The sequence below is a fragment of the Corynebacterium sp. MSK008 genome (assembly GCF_030232585.1).
Classification (GTDB): Bacteria; Actinomycetota; Actinomycetes; order Mycobacteriales; family Mycobacteriaceae; genus Corynebacterium.
The window spans coordinates 180,018-195,981 of sequence record NZ_JASPJX010000001.1 but is presented as its reverse complement, the minus strand read 5'-3'; the positions used below and the strand labels follow the sequence as shown (position 1 = coordinate 195,981).

17 protein-coding genes are annotated in these 15,964 nt (G+C 67.2%); 7 read left to right on the top strand and 10 right to left on the bottom strand.

The annotated features are described in order from the left end of the window. Positions 1-10 precede the first annotated feature (10 nt). Genes QP996_RS00935 through QP996_RS00910 form a run of 6 tightly spaced genes read right to left on the bottom strand, consistent with a single transcriptional unit; the run spans position 11 to position 4,515 of the window. Complete coding sequence (locus QP996_RS00935; RefSeq protein ID WP_284870745.1) at positions 11-829, bottom strand: indole-3-glycerol phosphate synthase TrpC; 819 nt, start codon at positions 827-829, stop codon at positions 11-13. 44 nt (positions 830-873) lie between these two features. Beyond that, positions 874-1,566, bottom strand: coding sequence for a TIGR02234 family membrane protein (locus QP996_RS00930; RefSeq protein ID WP_284870744.1), 693 nt, complete (start codon positions 1,564-1,566; stop codon positions 874-876). A gap of 3 nt (positions 1,567-1,569) precedes the next feature. Next, a complete protein-coding gene (locus tag QP996_RS00925; RefSeq protein ID WP_284870742.1) occupies positions 1,570-2,373 on the bottom strand; it encodes an inositol monophosphatase family protein in 804 nt (267 codons plus the stop codon). Between the two features lie 5 nt (positions 2,374-2,378). Next, positions 2,379-3,008, bottom strand: a complete 630-nt coding sequence (locus tag QP996_RS00920; RefSeq protein ID WP_284870741.1) for a type 1 glutamine amidotransferase family protein — start codon at positions 3,006-3,008, stop codon at positions 2,379-2,381. 27 nt (positions 3,009-3,035) lie between these two features. Beyond that, positions 3,036-4,334, bottom strand: coding sequence for an MFS transporter (locus tag QP996_RS00915; protein WP_284870740.1), 1,299 nt, complete (start codon positions 4,332-4,334; stop codon positions 3,036-3,038). Position 4,335: 1 nt separating this feature from the next. Further along, entirely contained in the window at positions 4,336-4,515 is a 180-nt protein-coding gene (locus QP996_RS00910) for a CG2302 family histidine operon protein (RefSeq protein WP_284870739.1), read from the bottom strand. Positions 4,516-4,616: 101 nt separating this feature from the next. Between QP996_RS00910 and QP996_RS00905 the strand changes: the two genes are divergently transcribed. After that, positions 4,617-5,663, top strand: a complete 1,047-nt coding sequence (locus tag QP996_RS00905) for a YbjN domain-containing protein (RefSeq protein ID WP_284870738.1) — start codon at positions 4,617-4,619, stop codon at positions 5,661-5,663. On the opposite strand, the gene QP996_RS00900 is transcribed toward QP996_RS00905, so the two are convergent. Beyond that, positions 5,660-6,178 carry a hypothetical protein gene (locus tag QP996_RS00900; RefSeq protein ID WP_284870737.1) on the bottom strand — a complete coding sequence of 173 codons (519 nt, stop codon included), beginning with the start codon at positions 6,176-6,178 and terminating at the stop codon, positions 5,660-5,662. The two genes, QP996_RS00905 and QP996_RS00900, sit on opposite strands and share 4 nt — an antisense overlap. Beyond that, the gene (locus tag QP996_RS00895; RefSeq protein WP_284870736.1) at positions 6,169-6,867 is read right to left on the bottom strand and encodes a nuclear transport factor 2 family protein; all 699 of its coding nucleotides are present in this window, start codon (positions 6,865-6,867) and stop codon (positions 6,169-6,171) included. Before QP996_RS00895 ends, QP996_RS00900 begins: the two co-directional genes overlap by 10 nt. A gap of 269 nt (positions 6,868-7,136) precedes the next feature. Between QP996_RS00895 and QP996_RS00890 the strand changes: the two genes are divergently transcribed. Genes QP996_RS00890 through QP996_RS00865 form a run of 6 tightly spaced genes read left to right on the top strand, consistent with a single transcriptional unit; the run spans position 7,137 to position 15,340 of the window. Further along, a complete protein-coding gene (locus QP996_RS00890) occupies positions 7,137-7,685 on the top strand; it encodes a TetR family transcriptional regulator (protein WP_284870735.1) in 549 nt (182 codons plus the stop codon). Positions 7,686-7,707: 22 nt separating this feature from the next. Beyond that, positions 7,708-9,879, top strand: coding sequence for a glycogen debranching protein GlgX (gene glgX, locus QP996_RS00885; protein WP_284870734.1), 2,172 nt, complete (start codon positions 7,708-7,710; stop codon positions 9,877-9,879). After that, on the top strand, positions 9,876-11,264 hold the full coding sequence (locus QP996_RS00880) for an exonuclease domain-containing protein (protein ID WP_284870733.1): 1,389 nt from the start codon (positions 9,876-9,878) through the stop codon (positions 11,262-11,264). The genes glgX and QP996_RS00880 overlap by 4 nt, the downstream gene beginning before the upstream one ends. A gap of 53 nt (positions 11,265-11,317) precedes the next feature. Beyond that, positions 11,318-11,899, top strand: coding sequence for a hypothetical protein (locus QP996_RS00875; RefSeq protein ID WP_284870732.1), 582 nt, complete (start codon positions 11,318-11,320; stop codon positions 11,897-11,899). Positions 11,900-11,909: 10 nt separating this feature from the next. Continuing rightward, positions 11,910-14,285: a malto-oligosyltrehalose synthase gene (gene treY / locus QP996_RS00870; RefSeq protein ID WP_284870730.1), complete on the top strand. Its 2,376-nt coding sequence runs from the start codon at positions 11,910-11,912 to the stop codon at positions 14,283-14,285. Between the two features lie 14 nt (positions 14,286-14,299). Further along, complete coding sequence (locus tag QP996_RS00865) at positions 14,300-15,340, top strand: GTP pyrophosphokinase (protein WP_284870729.1); 1,041 nt, start codon at positions 14,300-14,302, stop codon at positions 15,338-15,340. A 1-nt stretch (position 15,341) separates the two neighbouring features. Here the strand turns inward: QP996_RS00865 and QP996_RS00860 are convergent, their stop codons facing one another. Further along, positions 15,342-15,710 (bottom strand): RNA-binding S4 domain-containing protein, encoded by a 369-nt coding sequence (locus QP996_RS00860; RefSeq protein ID WP_284870907.1) that lies wholly within the window; start codon positions 15,708-15,710, stop codon positions 15,342-15,344. Positions 15,711-15,726: 16 nt separating this feature from the next. Further along, positions 15,727-15,960 carry a hypothetical protein gene (locus QP996_RS00855; protein WP_284870728.1) on the bottom strand — a complete coding sequence of 78 codons (234 nt, stop codon included), beginning with the start codon at positions 15,958-15,960 and terminating at the stop codon, positions 15,727-15,729. Positions 15,961-15,964: the final 4 nt, after the last annotated feature.

Below are 15,964 nucleotides of genomic sequence, written 5' to 3'. Positions count from 1 at the left end.
AGTGTGCCATTTAGTTTCGCGACGGGCACGCGGGGTGCTGGCCTGCGGTAGCCAGCGAGCGCGTCGCCGAGAGCACATCGCCCGCGGCCATGACGGCCTCCGCCGCGAGCACGGCGTCCGCTCCGCAGGAGGCGGCGTCGATCAGATCGCGCGGAGTGGCCACGCCACCGAGGCTGATCTTGATCACCTCGCTGGGAAGGCCAGGGGCGATCTCGGCGAACGCGTTGCGATTCAAGTCGTTGGTGTCGAAGGTCCAGGAGTTCACCGCCACCACGGACACACCCGCGCGCAGCGCGCGGTCCGCCTCCTCCGGGGTGCGCACCTCCGCCACAGCGACCATACCGAGGGACTCGGCGCGGTCCAGCAGCGCCTCGAACCGGTGCTGGTCCAAGATGCCCACCTGCAGCGGGACGGCGTCGGCGCCGTAGCAGCGGGCCTCATGGATCTGGTACGGGTCCACGATCACGTCGCGGCACACCATCGGCAGCTCCACCGCTGCCCTGGCTTGGGCCATGTCGGCCAGGGAGCCGTCGAAACGCAGCCGCTCCGTCTGGCACGCGATGAGGTGGGCGCCGCCAGCCTCGATGTTCTGGGCCAGCGCCTCGACGCTCGAAAGCCCGGCACCGGTGGGGCCGAAGACCGGCGAGTTACGCTTGATCTCCACGATCACGCTGCAGCCATGACGCAAAAGCGCCGCCCGGGCATCCCGGGTCGGCGCCATATCGCGCGAACGCGCTTTGATCTCTTTGAAGGATACGGCGGCCTCACGCTTGGCAACGTCGCGAAGCACACCAGCGACAACGTCGTCGAGTGTGCTCGGTGCCGGCATGGCTACCTCCCAGTTGCAATGGGCCTGGCCTGTCACCGATAAGGCTAGCGGGTGGACTTCGAGGATCGGAAATCCGGTCCATTCTCCGGATCAGTCGGGTCGATGTCCGCGCTGATCGCGTCCCACAGCACGCGGCCGGACTGGGGGTCCTCCTCCAAGTCCTCGCGCACCTTCTCTCGGCGCACGGTTTCTTTTTCGTACTTGTTCTGCCGGGGCGAATCCTCGCCCGGCCGCGCGATCAACAGCACCCCGCCGAGCAGGCCGAGCACCGCGGCCGCGAGCGCCAACCCGGGGCCGGCCACCAGCGTGGTCGCGGAGGTGATTTCCGCCCACTGCGCAATCGCCGGGGCGGAATTGCCCTGCTGCGCCTCGTCCGCTCCAGCGGTGAGCAGCGCGTGCACACGCTCTGGGTCCGCCCCGCCAGTCAGCAGCCGCACCGCCGGCACTGCCAGGCCGATAGACGCCGCCGCGCAGATGGCGCCGATGACGCGGCGGCCGAGACGTCGCAAAGCAAGTGCTGCGACCATGCCGGCAAGCAGCAGCACCGCAATCGCACCGGTCTCCGTGGACCAGTCCGCGCCGTTGACGCTTGCTTCGCCGCCGCCGGAGATGTCGTCGACGAACTCCGCGCGCACCCAGTCCATCCGCGAGCTTATCCAAGTCAGCGCGCCCGCGACACCGAGCGTGATCGCCCCTTCGCGGGCAGCCTTCTTGTCTGGTTTTGCAGCCGTAGTCATGCGTTAATCCTCCTCGCCCGCATCAACTCGTACCCTCCGAATCGCCTCCATCACCGCGGCGTGGGCTTTGGCGGTGCCCACCACCGCCCCGACTTTGCCGGGCTCCCACGGTGTGCCGTCGCCAGCGGTGGCCACCGCACCTGCGCTGCGCGCCAGCAAGATACCGGCTGAGTTGTCCCACACGTGCGGGGAGAAGCTCACCGCAGCCTGGTAGATACCCTGCGCGGCGAACGCCAAGTCGATGCCCACTGAGCCGCTAATCCGCGGGCGCAGGTGCGCCCGGGTCAGCTCGCCCGCCAGATCCAAGCGCTGGTTCGACGGCATTCGCCTGCGGTCGCGGGAAAACAGGGAGCCGACGCCGACGTGCGGCGCCGACGACGCCTCACTCACCGGCGGCAACGCGGTCCCGTTGAGGTGGGCCGGCTCGCCGTCCACGGCTGTCATGCGCATATCCAGCAGCGGCGCGTCCACCACCGCCACCACCGGCTGCCGCTCCACCAGCAGGGAGACCAGGATCGCGCAGTTGGGGTTGCCGGTGGAATAGTTCGACGTCCCGTCGATGGGGTCCACCACCCAGCACGCGTGTGCGTCCAGCTCGCCGCCCTGCTCCTCGCCGTACACGCCGATGCCGGTGGCACCGGTGAGCTTGTCGCGCAGCAGCTCTTCGACCGCCAGGTCCGCGGCGGTGGCGAAGTCTCCCGAGCCCTTGTGCAGGGCGGGCGCGGCGCCGAGTTCGTTGACGAAGATCTCGCGGGCGGCGTCAACCGCCGCCTCCGCGGCCTCGAGGTTCCCCGTCACATCCGTCATCGTGCTTACCCCAGCTGCGCGATCCAGTTGCGAAGCACACCGGTACCAGCCTCGCCGGAGGCCTCGGGGTGGAAACGTGTCGCCCACAGTGGGCCGTTTTCCACCGCGGCGAGCACCTCGCCCGCCCAGCTCAGCTTGGGGTAGGCGATGAACTCGTCTTCCTTCAACGCGAAAGTGCGCGCGCCGGTTGCGGCGTTGAACACGAACTCGTGGGCGCCATCGAGCATCAGGGAGCGCTCCGCAGGCGCAACCTCCGCCCGCTCGACGGGAGCATCAAGCTTGTCGACACCTCCCGGCCACTCCCCGAACCCAGCCGCACCGTCCGCGCCGCGCTCGAACAGCGCGTCCATGGCAGCGCCGACAACGAGCACCGGGCGCGAACCGGCGAGGCGCTGCCCCACAACACGATCCACCTGGGCGTTGCGCAGTGCGCGCAGCGCCTCGGCGGCGTTGCCGGATGCGGCCACCACCAGCCCGTCCGCGGCGACCGCGCTCTCCGGATCTGAAGTAACCTCCGCGTGAACACCCGCAGCCCGCAGCGCCTCACACAGTGCCGCCACCGCCGGGTCCGCGCCCGTAAACGGGTCGAACACTGCCACGGCGGGAGTTTTCGGGCTGGAGGTTGTCTCGCTCATAGGTGCGTAGTGTAGACCCCGCGCTGCCTACTGGCGCTTGCGCGGGTAGGGCCGCGGCACCTGCACGGACTTCAGGCGTGCGGATAAGTTGTTCACTTCCACCACGCGGTGGCGGCCCAGCTGGCGGTCCAGCAGCGTAATCGCCAGGCCGATGGTGATCACCGCAGAGGCGATGCCGAACACCGGGGCAAACGCCATCTGCGCCACCAACATGCCGTAGAACGTGGAGCCCAAGCCGGTGCCGCCGTCGAAGCCGATGTTCCAGATCGCGGAGGCCTCCGAGGTCTTGTGGCGCGGCAGGCGGTAGAACAGCATTGTCAGCGCCTCGTTTTGCACACCGCCGAAACCTGCGCCGTAGAACAGCGCGGCGATGAGCATGGTCCACGCCGGCAGTTCCATGGACAAGATCATGGCCATCAGAGCCACGCCGATGGCGGCGAGGATCTGGCACGGGATGATCACGGTGCCCGGGTAGCCGCGGCGGTCCATGATGCGGCCGGCGACGTAGCGCGAGACCATCGCGGCGAAGTTCAGCACGGAAAGCATCACGCCCGCCAGCGCGGCGCCGGAGACCGGGTCGAGCTGGCGCATAGACACCGGCAGGAAGTTCGTAATCGCGCCGTAGGCGGTGGTGACAAACATCAGCGCCAGCGCCGGCACAAGGGCGAGGTGCCACATGGGCACGCGCACGCTCTGCTGCGTTTCCGTATCCGGGTCCGCCGGCGGGATGGGCGGGATGGCTAGGCAGGCCACCAGCGAGATCGCGCCGATGCAGGCGGCGATCACGTACACCGCGTCGTAGCCGATTCTGTCCACCAGCGCCAGACCGGACGGCAGCGCCACCATCTGCGCCAAGCCGACGACCATGCCAAAGATGCCTGTGGCGCTGCCCAGCAGGCGCAGCGGCACGAGCTCCGCGATGATGGCGGCTTCTGCCACGGACAACGCGCCGAAGCCAACCCCGCGGATGGCACTGACGGTCAACAGGGGCACGGCGTCCATGCCGAGCATGTAGCCGAACGCCGGGATGCCCAACAGCAGCGAGGAGACGCCTAACACCCAGCCGAAGCCGAACTTCTTTAGCGCTTTGGGCGTGAAAATTTGGGTGATCACGGTGGCGAGCATGAACACGCCTGTAGAAAGCCCGGCCAGTGAGGCGGGCTGGCCCGCGTCGATCACCGCGGTGGGCACTACCGGCAGCAGCAGCGCCCACGCCGCGAATGCCGCAGCCACGGCCACGAGCACCGGGATCAGGCCGCGTGCGCGCCACACGTTGGTCAGCGATTCAACCTCTCCGCGGGTCACCGGCTGTTTGGACCATGCCATCTCACATCACCTCCAGAAGCGTAAGCGCTGCGAGAAGCAGGGCCATAACAGCCAAAAGCGCAAGCACCGCAGTAAACGCACGCGGCGCTCCTCGCTGGTAGCTAGACCACACTCCGCCGACGAGAAGCCCCGCCACAAGGCTGAGCACCACCACCAAAATCGGATTCCCGACAGCGGACACCGCAAAGACCTCCTTCTCAACCAAGTCGATTCCGCCGACATTGTAGACGCTGCGGCGCAAGACACGGGCGCTGCCGTCATATAGGGCGTTATGCTCGCTGTATGGGAAAGCACGCTGCACCGGTGGGCCGCCAGCGCCCCGGCGAGGTCACTCTCGAGCGCGTCGCTGCCATCTTGGAGGGCCTCGGTTTCGAGCCGATGGCGCGCCCGGACCGCTTGGTCATCGGCGCGCACGCCTTCACCGTGGCACTGTGGGTGGATTACTCGCGTCCGATGGCGCTGGTCATTGACACCGCGGAGCGCATCCCCACCGACTTCGAGCATGCAGGCGCGCTCGCCCGCTTCATCAACACGTGGAACCACGACCGGGTCGGACCATGGGCGAGCTACCGCCTGATGGAGTCCGGGGATGTGTGCGCGCGCATGCGCCGCGGGGTGCACATCAAGCATGGGCTTAGCGACGATCAACTGGCCGCCGAATTGGTCGACACCCTCGAGCACGCCTCCGCGTTTTACCGGCGGCTGCGCGAGCGTTTCCTGGATGCCGGATTGGACCAGCCGCTGCCACCGCAGCTGATGCGCGCCCAGGACACCAACATTTTGCTGGGCCGGCATCCCCGGCTGCGCCACTTGCCGCGCGGCGGCCGGCAGGAGGTCTCCACCGCACCGGAGCTCTATAAGGAAGCGGAGGGCCCAGCAGGCGAGATCGCGCCGGTGGGCATCAGCGACCTCACCGACGCGTTGGAGCAGCTCGATTTCCGCTACGGGGTTGGCGAGGACGGCGTGATCGCCACCGGCGTCAACGGCGTGGCGTTCGCGCTGACTATCGACGGCGAACCGGGGCCGCGCTACGCCCGCGTGACTGGCATGTGGGACACCGGCCGCGACGCACTGGAGGCGTTTTTGCCACTGTGGCTGGTCTGCAACGACGTCAACGAGCGCACCTGCGCCACAGCCGCCTACCTGCACGAGTTCGACGGCGCCGCGCACATGCACGCCGAATCCACCATGCTGGTGGCTGAGGGCGCGGCACCTGAGCAGGTGGGTGAGTTTGTCATTTCGGCGATGGCGGCGTGCCTGGCGGCCATCGACCACGTCAGCCAGCAAACGGCCGGCCACTCCGTGGTGGACTGGCCTGGCAGGCGTTAGCGCTCTGCTTGGGTGTAGGCCAAAAGGTTGGCGGTCCAGTACACCAGCACCGCCGCGAACGGGCCTGCCGCCCAGGCGGCCCCAGGGCGCACGGGCGGCACCATGGTCAGCGTGTCGCCGTCCGAAAGTGCATCGGGCGACGGGAGGGGGTGCGCAAGCCCTGCGAACCAGCCGCCGAAAATGTAGAGCGCCACCGCGGCCACCGCACTGACGACCCCGGCCCAAAGCAGCCACGCAACAGACCCGCCGACTTTCCCGCGCTTCGCCGCGATCAGTGCGGCTGCCGCCACCACAACACCGGCCAGGGTGGTGAGCAGAGCGAACGACCCGAAGCCTGCGAACTCGGCGTTGACCGGGCTTTCCGCCTGGTCCACCCGCAGGCCGCCGCCTTCGACCACGCCAACGTAAGCAGGCCGCACCAGCGCCCACACCCCGCCGCCGAGGATGCCCAAAACACAACCGAGCGCCAGGAGCCCAGCTCCGGCGCTCAGTGCGGACTTGCGGATTAGTTGCACAGCTTCCAGCGGCCGTCTTCCTTCTGGAAGATCATCGTCGAGGTTTCCTCACCGTTCTCGCTCTTCGCGGTCAGGCTCGCGGACGCGCGGTCGCCGTCAATACGCACATCGTCCAAGCTGACCTCGGTCTCCGGCAGGACAATGCCTTGGCCCTGCTCCTCAGCGAGGCGGCTGGCCTCTTGGACCTGCTCCAAGCTCATACCCTGGCGCTCAAGCTCCTCAAGCATCGGCTCGGTCACGGCCTTGCAGGAGTTGTCCAAGATGGTCGGGGTCCAGTCGGCGAACGAGCCCGGGTTCAACACGGCGCGGGCGGTGGCCTCCATCTCTCGGCGGTCGTCCTCGCTGCCTTCTTTACCGTTGGCCAGCGGCTCGTTGGTGTTTTCCGGCATACCGTTCTCAAACGGGTTGACCAGTGTCGGTGGCTGCTCCCCGCCGCCCTGGGCCTGGTCGGACTTCTTCTTGTCGTCCTTATTGTCCCGCTTTTCGGAAGTCTTGGAAGTCTTTTCCGACTTCTCATCGGACTTTTCAGACTTTTCAGGCTCTTCTGCAGAGGCTTCCGTGGAAGAGTTCGCGGCGGACGCCTCGGGTGCTTCGGCAGCGGTGGACAGACCGCCGGAGGCGCCTTCGTCGTCGGACCCGCACGCGGCGAGCGGGAGCACGAGGGCGAGCGCCGCCGTCGTTACTGCCATGCTCTTCTTCGTTTGCAACTTCACGGTATACCTGTACCTCTCGTTGTCGGACCCGCCCGGTAATTCGGCACGGGTTGGCACCAGCGACTGTTTTTCTTCTCTGTTTTTCGGTATCAAAATTGCAGTCGCGGTGAGGGCCTGTCAGAAATAGTACCAACTACTCACTGTCGCTCCCGTTGGACATCTATACAAGCACTCTGGAGGGTTTCTGTGAGGTCGCGTAAAGCCTTTTCGGTCACCCCAAAGCGCCGCACGTCTATGTTGGAGGAATGCAGTTAACCCGTGAGCGCATCACCGAGGCGGCGTTGGCAATCCTCGCCGAGTACGGGCTCGCGGACGTGTCCATGCGTCGGGTAGCCACCTCGCTTTCTGTCGCTCCCGGGGCGTTGTACTGGCACATCGCCAACAAGCAGGAACTCATCGCCTCCATGGCGGAGGAGATTGTGCAGGAGCTTTTCGACGGCCCACTGCCCGACCCCGCACGCTTAAGCGGCGAGCTGCGCGAGGCGCTGTTAGCCATCCGCGACGGCGCGGAGGTTGTGGTCGCGGCGGTGAGCCAGCCCGGTTCGCAGGTGCAAAAGGAGTTGGAAACCAGGTTCGCGGCCTCGGTGAGGGCGTGGCTTGGCGAAGCGGCGTCGGAAAGCAATGTGCGCATCGCCGCCAGGGGTTTGCTGCGGCTGACCTTGGGCGACGCGGCGGTGCAGCAATCGGCCGCGCAACTAGCGCAGGCCACCGGCGCGGACGAGGAATCGGGCGGCGCAGACGAGCACGCCGCGGCGGTGTCCTTTCTGCTCGACGGCCTAAAGCGAAGTGTTTAAGGGGGCACTAAGCTGTGACCCCATGAGTGAGACCATCGTCTGGCCCGGTTCCTCCTACCCCCTGGGCTCCACATTCGACGGCGCAGGCACGAACTTTGCGCTGTTCTCCGGCGTCGCGGAGAAAGTGGAGCTGTGCCTTATCGACGACGACGGGGCGGAGACCCGCATCCCGCTGGAGGAAGTGGACAACCACGTCTGGCACGCCTACCTGCCCGGTGTGAGCCCCGGCCAGCGCTACGGCTACCGCGTGCACGGGCCGTGGGACCCGCACGACGGCAAGCGCTGCGACCCGAACAAGCTGCTGGTGGACCCGTACGCGCGCGCCTTCGACGGCGAATTCGACCAGCACTCCTCGCTGTTTTCCTACGACGTGCACGCGGACGAACCGGGCTCGGGCCGCAACGAAGAGGACTCGCTGGGCCACACGATGCTGTCCGTGGTGATCAACCCGTTCTTCGACTGGGGCGACGACCGCGCGCCGAAGACCCCCGAAGGCGAATCCGTCATCTACGAATGCCACGTCAAGGGCATGACGCAGACCCACCCCGGCATCCCGGAGGACCTGCGCGGCACGTACGCCGGCATGGCGCACCCGGTGATGGTGGACTATCTCAAGGACCTGGGTGTGACCGCGATTGAGCTTCTGCCGGTGCACCAGTTCCTGCAGGACGACCGCCTGCGCGACCTTGGCCTGCGCAACTACTGGGGCTACAACACGTTCGGCTTTTTCGCCCCGGAAAACAACTACGCCTCATCCACCGCCCCGGGCGACGCGGTGGCCGAGTTCAAACAGATGGTGCGCACGTACCACGAGGCGGGCATCGAGGTCATCCTGGACGTGGTGTACAACCACACCGCCGAGGGCAACCACATGGGCCCGACCATCGCGTTCCGCGGCATCGACAACGAGGCGTACTACCGTCTGGTGGACGACGACAAGTTCCACTACATGGACTACACCGGCACCGGAAACTCGTTTAATGTGCGCTACCCGCACTCGCTGCAGCTGATCATGGATTCACTGCGCTACTGGGTCACGGACATGCACGTGGACGGTTTCCGCTTCGACCTCGCCTCTACCCTGGCCCGCGAGTTCTCGGACGTGGACCGTTTGGCCACGTTCTTCGACCTGGTGCAGCAGGACCCTGTGGTTAGCCAGGTCAAGCTCATTGCGGAGCCGTGGGACGTGGGCGAAGGCGGCTACCAGGTGGGCAACTTCCCCGCACTGTGGAGCGAGTGGAACGGCAAGTACCGCGACACCATGCGTGACTTCTGGCGCGGCGAGGACTCCACCCTCGGCGAGTTCGCCTCGCGGCTGACCGGCTCATCCGACCTGTACCAGCACAACGGCCGGCGCCCCACCGCGTCCATCAACTTCATCACCGCCCACGACGGTTTCACCCTCAACGACCTGGTCAGCTACAACGACAAGCACAACGAGGCCAACGGCGAGGACAACCGCGACGGCGAGAGCCACAATCGCTCCTGGAACTGCGGTGCGGAAGGCGAGACGGACGACCCGGAGGTGCTCGAGCTGCGGGCGCGCCAGCGCCGCAACTTCCTGACTACCCTGCTGCTGTCTCAAGGCACCCCGATGCTCGCCCACGGCGACGAGATCGCGCGTACCCAGGGCGGCAACAACAACGTCTACTGCCAGGACAACGAGATCGCCTGGATGGACTGGTCCAAGCTGGAGGAAGCGGCCGACCTGCACGACTTCACGCGGCGGCTGATCGAACTGCGCCGTGACCACCCGGTGTTCCGCCGCCGCCGCTTTCTCGCCGGCGGCGCGTTGGGCGACGAGGAGCACGGCCGCGAGATCGCGTGGCTCACGCCTGAGTGCACGTTGATGACGCAGGAGGATTGGAATACGCCGTTCGGTCGTGCTCTGATGGTGTTCTTGGACGGCGACGCCATCGCCGAGCCGGACGCGCGCGGACAGCGCGTGGTGGATGATTCCTTCCTGCTGATGTTCAACGCCCACTACGAAGACATCGACTTCACGGTCCCGGGCGCTGAGTTCGGCGACGAGTGGGAGGTTGTCGTGGACACCACCGAGCCGCTCGGCGTGCGCGAGGACGCGGAGCCGGTCCAGCCCGGCGCGGCTGTGACCGTGGGCCAGCGTTCCACCGTGGTGCTGCGCCGCACCCAACCACCCGCAGGCGAAGGAAATACGGAGGCCAGCCAGCAATGATCACCGCGCACGGCGCAACGTTGACCGTGACCAACGAGGCTCTCACCCTCACCCCCACCGCGCTCGCGGCGTCGCTGCAAGGCGGCAGCGAGTCCCGCGAGGTGGCCATCGCCGACATCGCGGGCACCACCTCCGTCGCGGGTGACGCGTGGACCCGCTCGCGCGTGGACATCGACACCGGCGGCGACACCTTGGCCGTCTGGTTTGCCCCCGGCGACGAGGAGGGCCCCAAAGAGCTTTGTAAGCTTCTCGACGACGCAAAGCATGGCAACGCCCCCGCCACCGGGACCGTGGCCGGCGGCGCCGGCATTCCGGGCTTTTCTTTCGTCGGCTTCGATGTGGAGACCGCAAACCGCCGCTGGGGTTCGATCTGCCAGATCGGGCTGGTGAAGATCGTCGACGGCGAGGAGGTGGACCGTGCCTCCTGGCTGTGCAAGCCGCCGGCGACCTTGGCCCAGTTCGAAGAGGGCAACGTGGCCATCCACGGCATCACCGAGAAGGACGTCGCCGACGCGCCGGACGTGTGCGACTGCATCCCGAAGATGGCCGAGTTCGTCGGCGACCTGCCGCTGGTGGCGCACAACGCCCAGTTCGACGCGTCCGCGTTGCGCGACGCCTGCCGGGCCTCCGACGTGGAGGTGCCCCAGATGCTGTTCGCCTGCACGCTCGCCCAGGCGCGCGCCACCAAGCTGGACGTGGCCAACCACCGCCTGCCCACCCTGGCGGAGCACTTCGGCATCACGCTGGATAACCACCACGACGCGTGCGAGGACGCCGCGGCCTGCGCCGGCGTGATGGTGGGGCTGGCACGCCAGGCCGGCCACACCGGCAGCCTGATGAGCTTCGTGCACGACTCTGGCTTCACCCTCGGCTCCATCGACGCCGCACGCGTGACTCCGGTGCTGCGCGACCGCTCCGGGGCGGGCCGCGCGATGCAGGCGGAGAAGGCGGCCCAGGGCGGCGTGTCCGCTGCGGTCGCGGCCTCTGCGGCGCCGCAGGGGTCGAATCAGGCGGGCCCGGCGAAGCCGTCGCCAAGCAAAGGCCCCCAGCGGCCCTGGCAGTCCGTGGCCACCCCGGACACCGTGCCGGAGCCGAACGCGGCGGCGGACCCGAATGCGCCGCTCTACGGCGAAAACGTCACGCTGACCGGCGAGTTCGAGCCGCACGACAAGGGCGAGCTGTGGCAGAAGATTGCCGAGCAGGGCGCGCAGGTGGGCAAGAACGTGACCAAAAAGACCACCGTGCTGGTGGTCGGCGAATGGGCGACAGTGACGTCGAAGGAGAAGCGCGCCCGCGAGCTGAAGGACAAGGGCCAGGACATCCAGATCTGGCAGGCCGACCAGCTGCTTGAGGCGCTGGGACTGGACGAAACGCCGCCGTTTTAAAAAATTTTCTGCGCGGAGGGAACCGGGGCGGGTGCGGCTGCGTCTAAGTAGCCATGCAGCTTCTACAACCAGCACCCGTATCCGCCGAGGCGGTCACTTTGCGGCTTGCGCGTTTGGACAGCGCGGAGACCCGCGCGTGCATCGCCGCAGGATTCGGCGCCTCCACCGCCTTCATCAGCCTCTCGCCTGGCCTGGTATGCGTGTTCGACTCGCCCACCGCCACCGGGCTCACACACCAGGAAGTCGGCGCCGCGGGTGTGAGCACCCACCAGCTATGGAACGCCGCGGCGGAGCAACTGGTATCGCGGGCACAACGCGACGACGGCGCGGAGTTTTTGGTGCGCTGCCCCACCGCCGCGCTGGACTGCGAAAAGCTGCCGCGCGGTTTCGAGGTGGACGGCCACGGAAGCCCCGCCGCCTGGTGGCTTGCCCACCCGCAGCCGTTTACTTTGTTGCACCGCCACTTCGAGGCCGTGCTGCGTCCGGAGACCGGGCTGGTCTACGCCACCCGCGACGGGCGTGAACTCTTCGCCTTTGACGCGAACGCCGAGGATGTGGCGCAGTGCCTGCCCGGCGCGGACGTTATGACCTACTCCGTGGGCTTTCCTCTGCTGTTCGACGACCAATCCCGCTAGGGTGTGGGGCGTGAAGCGCACGATCACCTCCACGTACCGCCTGCAGCTGCGCGGCCCGCACGCGGACCCTCACGGCCGCGAGTTCGGCTTCGCCCAGGCCGCCGAGCTCGTGCCCTACCTGGCCGAGCTCGGGGTCTCGCACCTCTACCTCTCCCCGATCTTCGCCTCCGCGCCGGAGTCCAACCACAACTACGACGTAATCGACCCGACCGTGGTCAACCCGGAGCTCGGCGGCATTGACGGGCTGCGTCTGCTCGCCCGCGCCGCCCACGACGCCGGGCTGGGGCTGGTGGTGGACATCGTGCCCAACCACCTCGGCGTGGAAGTGCCGCGCCGCAACCGGTGGTGGTGGGACGTGCTGAAGCACGGGCAGAACTCGGACTTCGCGCACTTCTTCGACATCGACTGGGCCGCGGATAACGGCGCGGGCGGCAAGATCGCGCTGCCGGTCCTCGGCGCACCAGGCGACACGGACGCGCTGAAGCTGGAACACATCGACGGCGAAGACGTGCTCACCTACTACGACCACGTCTTTCCGCTCGCGCCCGGCAGCTACGCGGGGCTTTCCGACGACCCAGCTGCCGTGCACGCGAGGCAGCACTACCGGCTCAAATTCTGGCGCGACGGCATCATCACCTACCGCCGCTTCTTTACCATCAACGGGCTGGCCGGCGTGCGCCAGGAGGACGAGGACGTCTTCAACGCCACCCACGCCTGCCTTAAGGAACTTGTGGGCGAGGGACTTATCGACGGCGTCCGCGTCGACCACCCCGACGGTTTAACCGACCCGTTCGGCTACCTCACCCGGTTGCGCGAACTCATCGGCCAGGACACCTGGCTGATCGTGGAGAAGATCCTCGCCGTGGACGAGCCCCTGGACCCGCGCCTGAACGTCGACGGAACCACCGGCTACGATGCCTTGCGCGAATTCGACGGCGCGTTTGTCAACACCGACGCCGCCACCGCGCTGGGTGCGGTGGCGTTGCGCTTCAGCGGCACCACTTGGGACGCGCACGCTGTGGAAAAGGCCGAGTGGATGCTCAAAGCGCGCGTTGCGGAAGACGAGCTCGCTGCGGAGATCCGCAGGCTCGCCCGCGCGGTGCGCCACGACAGCCTCTCTTCCGCAGGCTCCCAGGTCAGCGACACGGCGCTCACCGAGGTGCTTGTGGAACTGGTTGCCGGCATGCCCGTCTACCGCGCTGACTACCGTTCGCTATCGAGAGTGACCGCGACGCTGATTGCGGAATTGGCCCAGAGCCCAATCGGGTTTGACGCGGCGGCGCTCGACCTTGTTGCGGCTGCCTTGGCCGCGCACGGCGAGGCGGCCCACCGCTTCGCCCAGGTCTGCGGAGCGGTGATGGCCAAAGGGGTGGAGGACACCCTGTTCTACCGCGCGTGCCGTCTGGTAGCACTGCAGGAAGTCGGCGGCGCACCCGGGCGATTCGGCGTCAGCCAGGCTGAATTCCACCTCCTGCAGGACGAGCGCAGCAGGTTATGGCCGCGCACCATGACAACGCTGACCACGCACGACACGAAACGCAGCGAAGACACCCGCGCCCGCATGATCGAGATCTCTGAGGTGCCGGGCGAATTCAGCCAGCTCGTCGACGACGTGTTCGCGCTCACCCCGCCGCTTGACACCGCCACTGGCCTGTTTCTGTTGCACAACGTGCTGGGCGCGTGGCCGCGTGACGGCCGCGCGGACGAAGCATTCACCCAGCGCCTGCAGTCGTACGCGGTCAAAGCTGTGCGTGAGGCGGACACGCTGACGAGCTGGTACGACAACGACCATGACTACGAGGCACAAGTGACCGAGTGGATTGCGCACCTCACGCATGGCCCCGCTACACGCCTCGTCGCGGACTTCGCCCGCGACCTCGACCGCGGCGGCGTGACCGTTTCCCTCGGCCGCAAACTCCTGCAGCTGGTCGGCCCCGGCATCCCGGACACCTACCAGGGCACCGAATTCCTCGACTTCTCGCTGGTGGACCCGGACAACCGCCGCTTCGTCGACTATCAGGCGCTTCGTGCTGGCGAGGGGGCACCGGAGGACGTCGATAAGCAGCGCATTGTGCGCGCCGCCCTCACCCTGCGCCGCGAGCGCCCACAGCTCTTCCTCGACGGCGGTTACCGCGCGATCTTCGCCGCAGGCCCCGCGCGCGAGCACGTAGTGGCCATGGCGCGCACTCTTGACGACGAACCGCAGGTCATCGCCGTAGCAACCCGCACCCCGCTCAGCTTGGAGCGCGCCGGGGGCTGGCGTGACACCACCCTCACCCTTCCCGAAGGCACCTGGACCGACCGGCTCACCGGGCGGGAATACTCCGGCACTGTCGAAATGTCTCAGTTGTGCGCCGAACTACCTGCGGTGCTGTTGTCCATGTAAGCTATCCCGCCGTTATGAGCGCAGCAAAGCATCCCGCAAAGCCCCGAAACAAGGCGATGGACGACACCATCGCCCGTCTCGGGTCGACCTACTTTGCCTGGATGCGCGAACACGAGGATGCCGCCACGACGTTTAGGCATGCGCTGCACGAACTCATGCGCGACGCCGGCATCAACTTCGACCGCGTGGACGCGCGCGTGAAGTCCTGGACCTCGCTGAAGGAAAAGGCGCGCAAGACGCGCGACGACGGCGAGATGGTCTACCCCGACCCATGGCACGACATCAAAGACATCATCGGCGCGCGCATCACGGTGCTGCACTCCACCGAAATCCCGGCCGTGCAGCGCCTGTTGGCGGACCAGTTCGAAGTGCTGCGAAGCGTGGACAAGGCCGAAGAAACGCGCGTGGCCGGCGGCTTCGGCTACGGCTCGCACCACATGATCGTGCGCGTCCAGGAGCAGTCCGAGGGGCTGGAAGACTACGTCGGCCAGGTCTTCGAGGTGCAGATCCGCACCGTGCTGCAGCACGCCTGGGCCGAGTTCGAGCACGACATCCGCTACAAGCGCGCCACCGAGAACCTGGACCCGCAGGTGGACCGCGCCTTCACACTGGCGGCCGGGTTGATTGAACTTGCGGACCAGCAGTTCGACCAGATCGCCGCGCTTGCAAACCCGGAGGACCCGGCCGACAAGGTCAACACGGAGGTGGACGCGGAGCTGTCGCCGGAGACCCTCCCGGGCATCCTCACGGTGCTACTGGGCAACCAGTTCCCGCTCTCGCGCGCTGGCGACTACCGCTTCTGCACCGAGCTTCTGCGCGCCCACGGCATGGAGCACGTCTCCGACGTCGCCGAGCTGACCAACCCCGCGGACATTGAGGCGATCTCCAACTCGCTGTCCTACCCCTTCGTGCCGGGCCAGGTGCGGATTGTGGACGACCTGTTGCTCAACCGCTACGGCACCGAGCACATCGAGCGCACCTGGGACGCCGGCAACCGCCCCCAGGTGCGGCGCAAGCGGCTGACCAACCGCTTGGAGCTGCTGCGCGGCGAGTAGGTTACTTGCGCCGGCCCATCAGCCGGTCGATCTCTCGGCGCTCCTTCTTCGTCGGCCGGCCCGTGCCGCGGTCGCGCACCGGCGGGGCTGCAAACAGATCGCGCGGCGGGGGCGGCGGCGAGTGGTCGATGTAGCAGGAGCGGGCAATCGGCGCGCCGACGCGTTTGCTCACGGTCGCGGCCACCTCGAGAATGTATTCGCGGTGGTCCTTCCACACCCGCACCGTCTCACCAGGCACGACCTGCTGGGCGGGTTTCACCGCCTTACCGTCAATTTTCACGTGCCCGGCGCGCACCGCATCTGCGGCCTGGCTGCGGGTTTTGAAGATGCGCACGGCCCACAGCCAGGCGTCGATGCGCACCGCCGCCATGGTTGGCTGAGTCAACCTAGTACTGGTCCTTGTGGTTGATGATTCGCTGGACCTTGTTCCAGTTGCTGAACCCGCCGGCCACAGCCAAGACAAGGCCGAGGAACAGGATTGTCCAGGAACCGAAGATCAGGCCGAATGCGATGCCTCCGGCCACGCCGCCGCCGGCCCACAGGACGGCGTTGCGGGAGTATTGGCGCACGGCGGCCTTGCGCTGTGCGATCGGGTCATTGGGGCGCGGCTGCATCGTCATGGGC

Coding starts and splice junctions, on each gene's coding strand:
- QP996_RS00935 (WP_284870745.1), bottom strand. CDS start 829: ATGCCGGCACCGAGCACACTCGACGACGTTGTCGCTGGTGTGCTTCGC.
- QP996_RS00930 (WP_284870744.1), bottom strand. CDS start 1,566: ATGACTACGGCTGCAAAACCAGACAAGAAGGCTGCCCGCGAAGGGGCG.
- QP996_RS00925 (WP_284870742.1), bottom strand. CDS start 2,373: ATGACGGATGTGACGGGGAACCTCGAGGCCGCGGAGGCGGCGGTTGAC.
- QP996_RS00920 (WP_284870741.1), bottom strand. CDS start 3,008: ATGAGCGAGACAACCTCCAGCCCGAAAACTCCCGCCGTGGCAGTGTTC.
- QP996_RS00915 (WP_284870740.1), bottom strand. CDS start 4,334: ATGGCATGGTCCAAACAGCCGGTGACCCGCGGAGAGGTTGAATCGCTG.
- QP996_RS00905 (WP_284870738.1), top strand. CDS start 4,617: ATGGGAAAGCACGCTGCACCGGTGGGCCGCCAGCGCCCCGGCGAGGTC.
- QP996_RS00895 (WP_284870736.1), bottom strand. CDS start 6,867: ATGGCAGTAACGACGGCGGCGCTCGCCCTCGTGCTCCCGCTCGCCGCG.
- QP996_RS00890 (WP_284870735.1), top strand. CDS start 7,137: ATGCAGTTAACCCGTGAGCGCATCACCGAGGCGGCGTTGGCAATCCTC.
- glgX (WP_284870734.1), top strand. CDS start 7,708: ATGAGTGAGACCATCGTCTGGCCCGGTTCCTCCTACCCCCTGGGCTCC.
- QP996_RS00880 (WP_284870733.1), top strand. CDS start 9,876: ATGATCACCGCGCACGGCGCAACGTTGACCGTGACCAACGAGGCTCTC.
- QP996_RS00875 (WP_284870732.1), top strand. CDS start 11,318: ATGCAGCTTCTACAACCAGCACCCGTATCCGCCGAGGCGGTCACTTTG.
- QP996_RS00865 (WP_284870729.1), top strand. CDS start 14,300: ATGAGCGCAGCAAAGCATCCCGCAAAGCCCCGAAACAAGGCGATGGAC.
- QP996_RS00860 (WP_284870907.1), bottom strand. CDS start 15,710: ATGGCGGCGGTGCGCATCGACGCCTGGCTGTGGGCCGTGCGCATCTTC.
- QP996_RS00855 (WP_284870728.1), bottom strand. CDS start 15,960: ATGACGATGCAGCCGCGCCCCAATGACCCGATCGCACAGCGCAAGGCC.